General features: G+C 56.8%; 10 protein-coding genes. 6 read left to right on the top strand and 4 right to left on the bottom strand.

Annotation, left to right across the window (positions count from 1 at the left end; genetic code table 11):
• The first annotated feature begins 130 nt into the window (after nucleotides 1–130).
• From H7849_RS07800 to H7849_RS07775, 6 genes are all read left to right on the top strand, one after another.
• Nucleotides 131–2,338, top strand: a complete 2,208-nt coding sequence (locus tag H7849_RS07800; RefSeq protein WP_251106683.1) for a hypothetical protein — start codon at nucleotides 131–133, stop codon at nucleotides 2,336–2,338.
• Nucleotides 2,335–3,591 carry an ABC transporter permease gene (locus H7849_RS07795; RefSeq protein ID WP_186745474.1) on the top strand — a complete coding sequence of 419 codons (1,257 nt, stop codon included), beginning with the start codon at nucleotides 2,335–2,337 and terminating at the stop codon, nucleotides 3,589–3,591. The genes H7849_RS07800 and H7849_RS07795 overlap by 4 nt, the downstream gene beginning before the upstream one ends.
• A gap of 82 nt (nucleotides 3,592–3,673) precedes the next feature.
• Nucleotides 3,674–4,957 (top strand): zinc dependent phospholipase C family protein, encoded by a 1,284-nt coding sequence (locus tag H7849_RS07790; RefSeq protein WP_251106682.1) that lies wholly within the window; start codon nucleotides 3,674–3,676, stop codon nucleotides 4,955–4,957.
• Between the two features lie 212 nt (nucleotides 4,958–5,169).
• Nucleotides 5,170–5,940, top strand: a complete 771-nt coding sequence (locus H7849_RS07785; RefSeq protein WP_186745472.1) for an ABC transporter ATP-binding protein — start codon at nucleotides 5,170–5,172, stop codon at nucleotides 5,938–5,940.
• Between the two features lie 242 nt (nucleotides 5,941–6,182).
• Nucleotides 6,183–8,642 carry an ATP-dependent Clp protease ATP-binding subunit gene (locus tag H7849_RS07780; RefSeq protein ID WP_186747300.1) on the top strand — a complete coding sequence of 820 codons (2,460 nt, stop codon included), beginning with the start codon at nucleotides 6,183–6,185 and terminating at the stop codon, nucleotides 8,640–8,642.
• Between the two features lie 200 nt (nucleotides 8,643–8,842).
• Nucleotides 8,843–8,989: a hypothetical protein gene (locus H7849_RS07775; RefSeq protein ID WP_186745471.1), complete on the top strand. Its 147-nt coding sequence runs from the start codon at nucleotides 8,843–8,845 to the stop codon at nucleotides 8,987–8,989.
• Between the two features lie 380 nt (nucleotides 8,990–9,369).
• Here the strand turns inward: H7849_RS07775 and H7849_RS07770 are convergent, their stop codons facing one another.
• From H7849_RS07770 to H7849_RS26430, 4 genes are all read right to left on the bottom strand, one after another.
• Nucleotides 9,370–11,019, bottom strand: a complete 1,650-nt coding sequence (locus tag H7849_RS07770) for a sensor histidine kinase (RefSeq protein ID WP_251106681.1) — start codon at nucleotides 11,017–11,019, stop codon at nucleotides 9,370–9,372.
• A 46-nt stretch (nucleotides 11,020–11,065) separates the two neighbouring features.
• A complete protein-coding gene (locus tag H7849_RS07765; protein WP_186745469.1) occupies nucleotides 11,066–11,536 on the bottom strand; it encodes a hypothetical protein in 471 nt (156 codons plus the stop codon).
• Nucleotides 11,537–11,706: 170 nt separating this feature from the next.
• On the bottom strand, nucleotides 11,707–12,078 hold the full coding sequence (locus H7849_RS07760; protein ID WP_186745468.1) for a hypothetical protein: 372 nt from the start codon (nucleotides 12,076–12,078) through the stop codon (nucleotides 11,707–11,709).
• A gap of 3 nt (nucleotides 12,079–12,081) precedes the next feature.
• Nucleotides 12,082–13,257, bottom strand: coding sequence for a PAAR domain-containing protein (locus H7849_RS26430; RefSeq protein WP_222439780.1), 1,176 nt, complete (start codon nucleotides 13,255–13,257; stop codon nucleotides 12,082–12,084).
• Between the last annotated feature and the right edge of the window lie 2 nt (nucleotides 13,258–13,259).

The following is a 13,259-nucleotide window of genomic DNA, read 5'->3' as shown; positions in this document are numbered from 1 at the left end:
TATATTCCTAAAAAATTAAAAGTGGAAACGATTCCACTTTATTGCCGGAAACCAGTCCTTTCTCAGGCGGGGCTCGCCCTCGCACTGCCGCTGCCTCTAGGCGAGTCGATTTAGTAGACTCATCATCAGCATGATCTGCCGTCTGGCTTGCCTTCTCGTCAACGCAATTATCTTTTGTCTTATCGCACCGCTCGCCGCCGCCCAGGGCACGCGCCTATGGACGCAGCAGCGCTTTGATGAATTTGAAAAAGGCACGCCGAAGGGTGTGGCCGTGCGCAGCGATGGATTGCTGGAACCAGGTCCGGACAGTAAGCAGATCGCCGTGACGCCTTCCACCTACGTCTGGTCGATTGCGGCCGACAGTGCCGGGAACGCCTACGCCGCCACAGGTTCTCCTGCGACCGTGCTTCGTGTTGCACCTGACGGCAAGACCACGAAACTTTTCTCGAGCAAAGATCTCACCGTGCAGGCCGTTCGCGTCGCGAAGGATGGCTCGGTGTATGCCGCTACCCTGCCCTCGGGCAAGGTTTACCGGATTCCAGCTGGAGCCGAAGACCTCGACGAGAACAAGGCAGAGGTCGCCTTTGATCCCGCGCAGACGGAAGAAAAGCCCAAATACATATGGGATCTCGCGTTTGATCGAGACGGACGCTTGTACATTGCGACGGGCGGGCCTGCGGCCATCTATCGCCTCGATGCGGCGAAGAGCGGCGCCAAGCCCAGTCTCTTTTTTAAGAGCGATGAGCAGCACATCCGCGCCATTGTTTTTGACAAAGCAGGAAATCTGATTGCCGGCTCCGACGGCAGCGGACTTGTCTATCGCATCGACAGCAGCGGTAAAGGGTACGTCCTGTTCGATGCTCCCAAGCGCGAAATCACCTCGCTGGCGATTGCTGATAATGGCGCCATCTACGCCTCGGCTGTCGGCGGTAAGGGGCAGACGACGCTGCCGCCTTTACCCGTACAGGGTATTCCCTCGGTATCAGCGACGATCACCATCGTGCAGCCAGGTTCCATACAGGCGTTCAATGGAAACACCGTGATTCCCGACGGGTCGGAGGTCTATGAGATTCCGCCACAGGGCGCGCCGCACAAAATCTGGTCTGATCACGATGACATCGTCTATGCGCTGACTTGGACACCGCAGGGTTTGCTCGCGGCGACGGGTAATCGGGGACGCATTTATCGCATCTCTGAGAATGGTCAGTATGCAGACGTCGCGCATCTTGAAGCATCCCAGGCGGTGGGTTTTGCTGATTCGCCACAAGGACTTTATGTGGGCACGGCGAACACGGGGAAAATCTACCTGCTGAGCCACACACAGGCAGCGGAAGGTACTTATCTGAGCGATGTTTTCGATGCCGGAGTCTTCTCCCGGTGGGGTCGCGCGGAGGTTGATTCCGGTTCTCAGAATTATGATCTTTACGCGCGTGCAGGAAACATCGAAAACCCAGACCGAGCGTGGAGCGACTGGAAGAAGGTCACGCCCAACAACGGCCCACTCGGGCTCGATATGTCGCGATTTGTGCAGTGGAAGGTAGTGTTGCGCCCCGGAGCCGCAGTTGGCGAGGTGGGCATTAACTATCTCCCTGTAAATATTGCCCCTGCTATCGACGAGATCGTGGTTATGCCGGGCGTACGCGCCAATGCTCAGCAACCTCCCGGCCAGCCTCAACAGACTGTGAATATCAACTTCAGCGGGTCATCCAGTCCCGGCGTGATGTTTAACCCCGAGCCTGGTCGCGAACCGCTGCCTGGTGTAAAAGACAAATCAGCCGTCACGACGAGGTGGGCCGCTCATGACGACAACGGCGATGAGATGATTTACAGCCTCTACTATCGGGGCGAGAGCGAGACAAACTGGCAGCTCTTGAAGGACAAGGTGACGGACCGCTACTACACATTCGATGCCACCGCTCTTCCCGATGGAGCGTACCGGCTGAAGATCGTGGCCAGCGATGCGCCTTCACATAATCCGGGCGAAGCTCTCACGACGGAACGAGTGAGTGAGCGATTCCTGATCGACACCACGGCTCCCGTACTCTCCGCCCTCGATGCGCACATGGAAAACGGTAAGATCCGGGTGACCCTGACGGCAACGGACAGCGCTACTCCGATCGGACACGCCGAGTATTCCGTAGATGCTGGGCCGTGGCAGTATGTCGAACCAGTAGGCAAGCTATCTGACTCGTTGACAGAACACTATGACTTCGAAGCACCGCTGAAGCCGCAGCAGCCGGGTGCAGTTCCGGCCACGAATTCGTCGGAGCATCTGATCACCGTGCGCGTTTATGACCGCAACGATAATGCGGCAGCGGCGAAGGCAGTTGTACAGTGAGATTCGAACTTTTCGTCGCTGCGCGGTATCTGAGAGCAAAGCGGCGACAGGCCGTGGTTGGCGTGATTACAGCGATCTCCGTGGCAGGCGTTGCGGTGGGTGTCGCCTCGCTCATCATTGCGCTTGCGATTACCAATGGCATGAGTCGCGACCTGCGCGAGCGGCTGCTTAGTTCGACCGCGCATGTAGACCTGATGCGCGTACAAAGTGATGGCATCCGCAACTGGCGTGAACTTACGGATCGCCTGCGTCAGTTGCCGCATGTGACCGCAGCCTCGCCTGGCTTGTATGAGCAGGTGCTGGTATCTCGCGGCGCCCTGTCCGGAGGCGTGGAATTGAAGGGCATCATTCCCGCAGAGGAACGCACGGTCAGCGATCTGATCGCGAATGTCAAACAGGGCAGCGCAACTCCCCTCTCGCAAACAGCAACGGCATCCGCAGAAGACGATGTAAACCGAGCCACGCCGCCTCTGGTTATCGGATACGATCTCGCGAATACGCTGGATGCCAAGGTTGGCGATACGGTGCTTGTCACCAGCCCTCAGGGTGAATTGACGCCGTACGGCATTGTGCCAAAGTATCAGCCCTTTCAGATTGTCGGCATCTTTCGCTCGGGTTTTTACCAGTACGATTCGAGCTTCGGGTTCATTCGCCTGGCTGATGCACAGCGGCTTTTCGGCGAACCGGATGTGATTTCGGTGATCTCTTTCAAAGTCGATGACCTCTATCACGCTGATCGCATCGGCAAAGAGATCGAGCTAGCCGCTGGCCCGGGATTTGAAACGACGAACTGGATGGAGCAGAACCGCGAACTCTTTCGCGCGCTCAAAGAAGAGCAAGTCGTCACCGTCATCGTCATCGGATTGATTGTTTGCGTCGCCGCGCTCAATATTCTGATCGCGCTCACCATGATGGTCATGGAGAAGACGAAGGACATAGCTGTCCTCATGTCTATGGGAGTGCAGCCTGGTCAGATTCGGCGCATCTTCCTGATGCAGGGATTTCTCATCAGTGTTTTCGGCACAGTATTGGGTCTTGTTCTAGGGTATGTGCTGGCGTGGGCTGGGGGCCACTATCGCTTCATTCATCTCTCAGCCGATGTGTACTCAATCGACTATCTACCCTTTGCGCCACGCCTACTCCATGGAGTGATCGTCGCCGTTGTGTCCTTATGTGTGTCGCTTCTCGCTACACTCTATCCGTCGAGTTCCGCAGCCCAGGTCCTTCCTGCCGAAGCTCTGCGGTATGAATAGCTGAGCAACCTGAAGGCGACGCACAGCCTCAAATAGCCGAATGCCTGCACGACTTGCAAGTTTCGCGCGAACTTCTTTTTGTTTGTTCAGATTAAGCCTGTTGATCTGGACGTTGATTGTTATCTCCTGCCCATATGCTTTCGCCTACGCGGTGCTGACGCACCAGCAAATGATCGATCTTGCGTGGGGACCTTCGATCAAGCCACTTCTACTGGCTCGCTATCCGCAGACTACGGCCGAGCAACTGCGCATTGCCCAGTCGTACGCCTATGGCGGCTGTGAGATTCAGGATGCGGGTTACTACCCTTTCAGTCACGTGATCTTCAGCGATCTGTTGCACTACGTGCGGACGGGCGACTTTATCGCCAGCCTCATTCGCAACGCACGCAATGCGAACGAACTCGCCTTCGCTCTCGGTGCGCTCTCTCATTATGTTGGAGACAGCATCGGACACCAAGACGCGGTGAACCCATCGACCGCTGTTGAATTTCCAAAGTTGGCTCTCCAGTACGGGCACTCCATTACCTATGACGAAAGCCCGCACGGGCATGTTCGTACCGAATTCGCATTTGATATTGATCAAATGACAAAAGAGCATTTCGCGCCGCAGGCCTATCTCAATCACATTGGGCTGCGCGTCTCCGGCGGCCTGCTCGAGCGCGCTTTTTACGAGACTTACGGGCTTCATCTGTATGAAGTGCTGGGAAAGAAGCGGAGAGGAGCGGCGATCGGTTCCTACAGGCGTTCAGTACGCGCCTTCCTCCCGGATGTTGCTCACGCGGAGGCACTGATTCACAGGAAGGACTTTCCACCGGACCCGGATACCGAGGAGTTTCAAAGGTTCTCGCAAAGGATAAACGAAGCCGATTACAACCATGGCTGGCAAGACACGCGCAGGAAAGCCGGGATCAAGACGCATTTTCTGGCATTTTTCGTCATCATTGTACCCAAAGTTGGGACGCTTTCCGATCTCTCCATCAAGATTCCGACAGAAGAGACGGAGAGCAAATATGTCGCAAGCGTGAACCGTTCTCTGGACTGGTATAACGACTTGCTGAAACGCCTGCTTCAGGCGCCGTCGGGCGATCCGAAGATGACCATGAATCTGGACAATCGCGACCTCGATACCGGGTATATTGTGCAGCCTGGAGGTTATCCGCTGACGGATAAGACGTATGCGAAACTGCTGGGTCTCATCACGGCAAAGCCAACCGAACCTGCCCCATCGGGACTGAAACGGGACATCCTTGCGTATTACTCCAACCCAAATTCGCCCATCATTACCAAAAAGGATGCAAAGGCGTGGAAAAACGTGCAGGGCGAACTTGCCGTTCTTGAAGCCATGCCTGTCGTTCCGATGAAATGAGACGAATACAGGAGGGTTTGTCTTCTGCGAAATGGGCTTCGTCTTTCTCATTCTCAAAATCTTGTGAAGATCGTCAGTAATGTTTGGCAGGTGACCTGCAACTATTTTTTGACGCGCTTCAGCGCATTCAGCATTGCACTTTCGTGCACATGAATTGAGAAACCGATGAGCCGGCGCTTTCTTTTTGGTGTCCAAGAGTGTTAGAGGTAAGTATGGGAGTCTTCTCCACCACTTCAGGCCTCACTTCCGCCGATCCGGCAAGCTCTGACCTGAGTCGTCCGCCACAGGTTGTGCATCCATTAGTACAGGTGAAGAACCTGCGCAAGGAGTACACTACCGGGCGCGGAAAGCTGGTGCTATTTGCAGGACTCAGTTTTGAGGTCGCGCAAGGCGATCTGCTGGCGATCGTAGGCCAGTCGGGAGCGGGTAAGAGCACACTTTTGCACATCCTTGGTGCTCTTGATACTCCTTCTGAAGGTGACGTATACTGCGCCTCAATTCCTTTGAAAACTCTGTCAACCAAGCAGGCCGCCAGTTTCCGGAACAGGGAGATCGGTTATGTGTGGCAGTTTCACTATCTGCTCCCGGAATTTACGGCTTTGGAGAACGTAGCCATGCCGTTGCTGGCAAGAGGTGAGTCCAGGGCTGCGGCCAGCAGAAATGCGCAGACGTGGCTTGAAGAGGTCGAGTTGGGCGATCGGGCGGAGCATCGTGCAGGTGAACTGTCCGGAGGCGAACAGCAGCGGGTGTCTCTGGCGCGCGCTTTGGTGACGCAACCGAAACTGTTACTGGCAGATGAACCGACGGGCGATCTGGACAGCGGGACGGCAGACTTGGTTTTCAGCTTGATTGAGCGCATGCATCAGGGTCATCATTTGACATCGGTGATTGTGACGCACAATATGGCGCTGGCACGAAGATGTAGCCGTGTGTTGCGGCTGGATAAGGGCCGCGTTGAGGAATTGAATCCGCAGGTGATTTAAGCGGGTAGAGGCGGGTTGAGGAAGACCGGAGGAATTGGCAACAGTTCCCTTCGGGAAAGCGGAATGGATGCGATGAGCATCCAGACCAAAGGTCGCTTTTAACCTGGGCCAATTTTCATTTGGTTGGGAGCGACGGCAAGGAATGAAGGCCTTTTTGCAGTATGCGAGCAAGCCCTCCTTGAGAAGGGTTTGAGTTGAATGGCTCAAAGCTCGACAGCAGCGGCGGTCTTCGCAGGGGGAACATGTTCGAGCGCTATACAGAAAAAGCACGTCGCGTCATATTTTTTGCACGGTATGAAGCCAGCCAGTTTGGCTCCCCGTACATTGAGACCGAGCATCTCCTGCTCGGCCTTTTGCGTGAGGACAAAGCGTTAACCAATCGCTTCCTGCGGTCGCACGCATCTGTCGAGTCGATCCGGAAGCAGATTGAAGGACATACCACAATTCGGGAGAAGGTTTCGACCTCGGTCGATCTTCCCCTTTCAAATGAGTGCAAGCGCGTTCTGGCGTATGCGGCTGAGGAGGCGGAGCGGCTTTCGCACAAGCACATCGGGACGGAGCATCTGCTGCTTGGTTTACTGCGTGAGGAGAAGTGCTTCGCCGCAGAGATTCTGCACGAGCGCGGACTGAAGCTGGTCGCGATCCGCGAAGAGTTGGCGCGGGCTACGCAGGAAAAGGCTCCACAGCAGCAGCGGAATCGTGAGTCTAGCCTGCTGGCTGAGTTCTCGCGCGATCTTACCCAGGCCGCCATGGACAACCAGCTTGATCCGTTGGTTGGACGCGATTCTGAGTTGGAGCGGGTTGTTCAGATTCTCTGCCGCAGGACCAAGAACAATCCGGTGCTCATCGGCGAGCCGGGTGTGGGTAAGACGGCGATCGTCGAGGGGCTGGCGCAGCGTATTGCTGACGGCGACGTTCCCAGCTTCCTGGCGGACAAGCGGGTGCTGGCGCTCGATCTGTCGCTGATCGTTGCCGGTACGAAATACCGCGGCCAATTCGAGGAGCGGCTGAAGACCATCATGAAGGAACTGATGGAGAACCAGAATTCCATCATCTTCATCGATGAGCTGCACACGCTGGTCGGCGCGGGTTCGGCGGAAGGGTCGCTGGACGCGGCCAATATCCTGAAGCCGGCGCTGTCGCGCGGTGAGATTCAGTGCATCGGCGCGACGACTCCGGGGGAATACCGCAAGTCGATCGAGAAGGACCGGTCGCTCGAGCGACGTTTCCAGGCGGTGAAGGTTCCGCCGCCGAACGAGGAAGACGCGATCAAGATCATCATGGGCATCAAAGACCGCTATGAGAAGTTCCATGCGGTCAGTTATACCGATGACTCGATCACGTTCGCTGTCTCGCACTCTAACCGCTACATTCCCGACCGATTCCTGCCCGATAAGGCTATCGACCTCATCGACGAAGCGGGCGCGCGCGTAAAACTGCGGCAAACTTCCCTGCCCGAGGAGATCACCGAGGTCCACAAGCGGATCAAGTTCATCGTGCACCGGATGGATTCGGCGATTGCGAACCACGAGTTCGAGAAGGCGCGGTTCTACTCCGACGAAGAGCGCAAGGAGCGAGAGAACCTGCGCGGTCTGCGCGACAAGTATCACCTGGATGACTCGGCGGCCGGCATCGTGTCTAGAGAGGATATTGAGGACGTGGTCAGCCGCTGGACTGGCGTTCCGATTACTTCGATCAAGGAAGAAGAGACGCAGAAGCTGCTGCGCGTCGAAGAGGAGCTGCACAAGCGCGTCATTTCGCAGGACAAAGCGATCTCGGCTCTTGCCCGGGCGATTCGCCGCTCGCGTGCCGGCTTGAAGTCGCCGCATCGGCCGATTGGGTCGTTTCTCTTCCTCGGACCGACGGGCGTCGGTAAAACGGAGATGGCGCGTACGCTGGCGCAGTTCCTCTTTGGCTCCGAGAAGGCGCTGATTCGTTTCGATATGTCGGAGTTCATGGAGAAGCATTCGGTTTCGAAGCTGATCGGTTCGCCTCCGGGATACGTGGGTTACGAGGAGGGCGGACAGCTTACGGAGCGGGTGAAGCGGTCTCCTTACTCTGTGGTTCTGCTGGATGAGATCGAGAAGGCGCATCCAGATGTCTTCAACATCTTGCTGCAGGTCTTTGAGGATGGTCAGCTTACGGACGGCCTTGGCAACACGGTCGACTTTAAGAACACGATCATCATCATGACCTCGAACATTGGGGCGCGTCACCTGCAGCGGAAACAGGGGCTTGGCTTCCAGAGCGAGCGTGAAGACCTGGTCGTCGAGAAGGTGGAAGAACTGGTCAAGAACGAGGTGAAACGGACGTTCAATCCGGAGTTCCTCAACCGTCTTGACGAAATCATCATCTTCCAGGCGCTGTCGGATGCTGACCTGATCCAGATTCTCGAACTGCTGGTGCAGCAACTCAATACGAACCTGGCGCAGAAGGCGATCACCATCTCGGTCCTCGAAGAGGCCAAGAAGTGGATCCTCGAAAAGACGTTGATCGACCGCACCTACGGAGCTCGCCCTTTACGCCGTGCGTTACAGCGCTACGTGGAGGATCCGCTCTCGGAAGCGCTGATTGCCGGACACATTATCGATCGTCCCGCATTCCTTGAGGTTTACCTCGAAAACAACCAGCTCTTCTATCGGCCGATTGGCAAGGAAGGCGAAGTCAGCAGGACGGAGGGCGTGCTGCTTTTCAGCAACTGACGCAGCTCAGTCGTGAAAGGCCCTGCTGAACTGGCAGGGCCTTTTCTTTTCCCGTTGAAAGTTGTTGTTTCCTGTGAAACGATGCTTCTTCGCAATGCACCAGATTGTATGCGTTGCGGAACGCTGGCTTCCCTCAGCCGGCGCGGGCCCCGGAACGAAGTGCCGCGCGTTTCATCTTCCCTTCCGAGGAGCTTGTTCTTATGATCGTCGTACTTTCCCTACTATTTGTGGCCTTTCTGTTCGGTATCTGGATGGGCTTAGGCTTCTACCGCCGGATTACCCTGAAGGCGACCGCCAATGGGCGCGTTGCGACGCGCTATGCGAAATCGGGGACTCGTCCCTACTAGGCCCCCATCCCCCTGGCCTGTCTTTTGTTTTCAATGAGTTAGAGGGGGATCATCCCCCCTATCCGATTGATTTAAATAGGCTTAAGTGCTTTCTAGTGTTTTCAACCACTTAGAGGGTAATCTGAATCTCCATTACCTGCCGGTTCGCGCGAATTGAGAATTATTCAGCCCTTATATTCAGGATAGCAATTCTGGCTAAATAACACGCCAATTTCGAGTCAACTTTATTTGCTTTGGTTTCCGTCACTTACGGGGATTTGGCGTGCTACGGGGGCTTGACAAGGTTTTTTGCTTGAGCCGTTCGCGGAACCTGGCGGCTGCCAGAAATGCGCCCTGATAATTGGGCGTGGCTCTCAGGCGCGGTGGGCCAGCAAACGAGATCACGCGCGCTTGCTGCTGGGCTCATCTGCCCCCGCCTCACTTGCAGCATCGTCGCTCGAAGCTTTTCCTGCAGAGCTCCCGTCAGCCACGGGCACGGAAGCAATGATTTTAGTGCCCGCTCCAGGTTTCGATTCAATGTAGAAGCGACCGCTGACCGCCCGTACTCTTTCCTGCATACTCACAAGTCCCAGTCCGCCGATCCGGTTCGCCTCTTTTACGTCGAACCCGATGCCGGCATCTTTCACTTCAAGCCGAACCTCGTTGCCGGCGCCGCTGAGTTCCACCCAGAATCGTTTGGTTCTGCTGTACTTCACCGCATTGTGCAGCGCTTCCTGAGTAACTCGAAACAAGCAGAGGGAGCCATCGCGGGATACGGATTTCGGCACATTCCGCGCAGTAAACTCAACGCTCACTTCTTGCTGTTTGCCAAACTCCCTGCAAAAGCCTCGGATCGCCGCCGAGATGCCGAGATAATCAAGCTTCGCAGAATGGAGTTCATGCGACAGCAGTCGAACGTCGCCGGCAATCTCCGAACAATGTCGGCGGATTTCATCCAAGGGCTGCTTCGTAGCGGTGGCTAAGTGGTTCTCATCGCGACTCGCGCTTTGAATCTCCATCGACAGAAGAGCAAGTCTTTGGCAAATGTCATCATGCAGTTCGCTGGCGATTCGGCTCCGCTCCCTTTCCTGCTCGGAGATAAGCCGCTTGCTCAGCTCTCTCTCGACCAGCCTGGCTTGCTCGCGCTCTTCCACAACGACGGCAAGCAACGTGAAGGGAGCCGCAGCAAACACCAGGAACAATTGAAGCGACAGGATCGCGTGGAGAGGATTTGACCCAGTGAAAGGGCCGCGGCCGTGGACGGCGCCCCAGATCGAAAAAAACGCGATCACAACAATCGAAATGCTGACACCCTGGGAGCCAAATCGCAGGGCTGCCCAGAGAAGGAACGGTACTAGCGAATACAGCAGCGCCGGAGGGATCGTTCTCCAGTGGGCAAAGAAAATGATATATCCCACGAAAGTCAGCGCGATCATCAAGGCAGCCACTTCCAGCCGCGACTCGACGGAGCTGTGTGCATGCGCGGAGCGCGGACTGGCCCAACTCAAGACGGCCGGAGTCAAAGTAAGAAACGCGATCGCCTCCGAAAAGAAAAATATTCGCCAATTGGTCAAGAAAAAGCCCGGAATCGCGAACGCACCGACGAACGTACCAATAAGCGGCCCGATCAATATCGCGAAGAGTGAATACTTCGCCAGTGCTTTCAGAGTGTTGAGGCGCGGAACTCCGTCAAAGGAGTATCCGAGACCCACCATGATGATGACGATCTCAACCGCGTCCGCCAGGATAAAAAGAGCAGATGTCGAAGGCGGGAAACCAACCGACAAGTCGTAAAGAACGAAGCCTGCAAGGCCCGCCGGGACAAGCACGGCCCAGATCCTGCGTGGTACCAACAACAGCATCGACACCAGCAGTGCGCATCCCGGCCAAAGCGCCGAAGCTTGTTGTGGGGGGACGGTGAGCACGCCGCCCAGCCACGCCGCGAGATAGGATACGACTGCTACCGAGAGCGCCAGGACTGCCGTGGAAATGGGATAAATCTCCGTCGCCGTAGTCCAAACCGCTCGTTTGTTCTCAATGCGGAGAGCCACGGGTCCCTCCATAAAGCCATGACGTATCCTAGCCGAATTCCGCGAATTACGTCGCGGGCTGGATTCTCAGCAGCTTCATGAATTGCTCGAAGTCGGGGCGGACTTTCAGGAGCTCGACTTCGGTAGTGGTGAGCGTAGCAATGCCGATCCACTTGCCTGCACGCAGATAGTGCTGCACCTGGATGACGGTGACCTGGTTCAGCGGCTGATGCTTCAACATGAGCATTGAGCATTCGTCGGCGCCGGGGAAAGTGAGTGGCGCAGGACCGGCGATGGCGGGATCGAGGAAGGTGCGCTTCATCAGCGTAACCTGCGTCTGAATGTAGAGGATGAGCTGATCGCCGACAAGCAATTCATCTTCTTTGAGATAGATATTGCTGGGAACAGTGTTCTCAGCCCTTCGCTGGATGCCGAAGTCCGGGATCCATGTCCATCCGAAGGGGATGGCCGGAATGACCCAGCGCCCGATGCGGGCAGCGCTTGAGTGGTTTCCGGCTTGTTCCGCATTCGGGGACATCTGAGCTAAAATCCCGGGGCTAAAGCCCCTCTTCTTTCTTCTCTTTGTCACCGGGCTAAAGCCCGATGCTTTCACCTAAAATCGTGCGCGCTTCGTGCGATCTTATTTTGCCCATCCTGTCTCCTCTGAAACGACAAGGGGGCAGGGCGAAACGCCTTTTCGACAACGGCTCAGACAACACCGGCGGATTCGCAGACCTGCCAGGCTGCAAAGACCACCAGACGGCGCCGGTCTTCGAATTGTGTAGCCAACGCTTCACCGGCAAAACCGAGGGAGTATCCATCCATGTCACGAGCGAGGGATCGAGACTTGAGCGCAATGCTGATCAGCGGCTCCTGATCGCCGATGGCGTGATGCGCGAGCGCGGTCTTGGATTCTGCAAGCCTGCTTTCCAGCAACGGCAGCATCTTTTTCCTCCATCCGGAGGATTGTGGCGCGCTTCCGGCTGTTCCGAGCGCGGAGCGCACAGTCGAAACCAATCCCTTGAGCGCTGTGAGGTATCGCTCGGCGACAGGCTGCGGGATGGCTTGCGTGACGATCATGCATTAGCCCTTTTTCGGCGCGGCAAAGGTTTGCAATGCCTGGCTGGCTGCGGACCCTGCGGAGGTCCAGACCTGCGTGGCCTGCTGCTTGCCTTGATTGGCGGCTTGCTGCCCTTGCTGCAGACCTTGTTGCACCTGATCTTTTGCCGCTTGCGCTTGTTGCTGCGCCTGTAGCAAAGCTTGCTTCGCCTGTTGCTGGGCTTGCTGCTGTTGTTGCTGCGCCTGCTGGATGGCGGCGGATCCTTGCTGCACTACCTGCTTGGCCTGCTGTTGTGCCTGCTGCAACCCTTGTTCGGCGGCTGCTTTTCCCTGCGCCGTTGCCTGCTCTACCTGCTGCTGTGCCTGATTGACGGATTGGTTCGCGGCCTGAAGATTCTGCTGCACCTGCTGTGTGACCTGAGACAGATTCTGCTGTGCCTGATTGGCTGCTTGTTGCGCCTGTTGCTGCGCCTGCGAAATAGCCGGCGCTGCATCGGAGGCGGCTTGTCCGGCCCATGCCTGGAGACCGTCCGGGTGCGTCACGGTCAGGACTTTTACGAGGTCATTTGCTCCGTCAGAGACCTCGGGTGGAACGTTTGACCAGAAGCTTGGAGCGCTGTCCTGATCGGAGCTGGCGGCGGCGAAAAGCTGCGTTCCCTGCGGAAGATTGACTGGGGCTACGCTCTGGAAGGTCGATGTCACTTCCGGAGGAAGGTCGGGAAAACCGGGCGACTGAAGCTGCATAGGCGGGAGACTGCTTCCGGGAGCCACAGTTTGCGTGGCAATGGTTCCGTCAGGCTGTGCCACTGCCTGCGTGGAAGCGGCTGCCGCCGCAGCGGGGCTTTGCATGGGAACCGACGCTCCCATTGCTCCGATGCCGCCGCCCGCGCCTGCGGCTCCTCCAGCGCCAGCCATACCAACGAGCACTGTCATGGCGCCCATGACACAGATATCCGGCGGGCCAACGCAGACAAGCTGGTCAGTCACGCGGGATTGCGGCATGAAGCCAACCAGGACGGTTGGCGATCCAAGGACAAACGGACCGCCGACGTGCGGGACGAGTACTGTGACCATGGGGCAGACGTGCATGTCGGTGATGCGCGAGGCCGGCAGGAAGTTGATCATGACCGTGGGGAAACCCATGACGACGTTGCCGCCGTGCGCGGTCATGCTGGTGATGGTTGCCGCTGGCATTCCCATGG

Origin of the sequence: Alloacidobacterium dinghuense, from assembly GCF_014274465.1 — a bacterium.
GTDB classification, from domain to species: Bacteria; Acidobacteriota; Terriglobia; order Terriglobales; family Acidobacteriaceae; genus Alloacidobacterium; species Alloacidobacterium dinghuense.
Note: the sequence above shows the minus strand (reverse complement) of the source record. Positions and strands in the feature narration are given on the sequence as shown.

Excerpts from the sequence above, each read along its gene's own strand:
- H7849_RS26430 (WP_222439780.1), bottom strand. The coding sequence starts at position 13,257 with ATGGGAATGCCAGCGGCAACCATCACCAGCATGACCGCGCACGGCGGC.
- H7849_RS07780 (WP_186747300.1), top strand. The coding sequence starts at position 6,183 with ATGTTCGAGCGCTATACAGAAAAAGCACGTCGCGTCATATTTTTTGCA.
- H7849_RS07760 (WP_186745468.1), bottom strand. The coding sequence starts at position 12,078 with ATGATCGTCACGCAAGCCATCCCGCAGCCTGTCGCCGAGCGATACCTC.
- H7849_RS07775 (WP_186745471.1), top strand. The coding sequence starts at position 8,843 with ATGATCGTCGTACTTTCCCTACTATTTGTGGCCTTTCTGTTCGGTATC.
- H7849_RS07765 (WP_186745469.1), bottom strand. The coding sequence starts at position 11,536 with ATGTCCCCGAATGCGGAACAAGCCGGAAACCACTCAAGCGCTGCCCGC.
- H7849_RS07800 (WP_251106683.1), top strand. The coding sequence starts at position 131 with ATGATCTGCCGTCTGGCTTGCCTTCTCGTCAACGCAATTATCTTTTGT.
- H7849_RS07785 (WP_186745472.1), top strand. The coding sequence starts at position 5,170 with ATGGGAGTCTTCTCCACCACTTCAGGCCTCACTTCCGCCGATCCGGCA.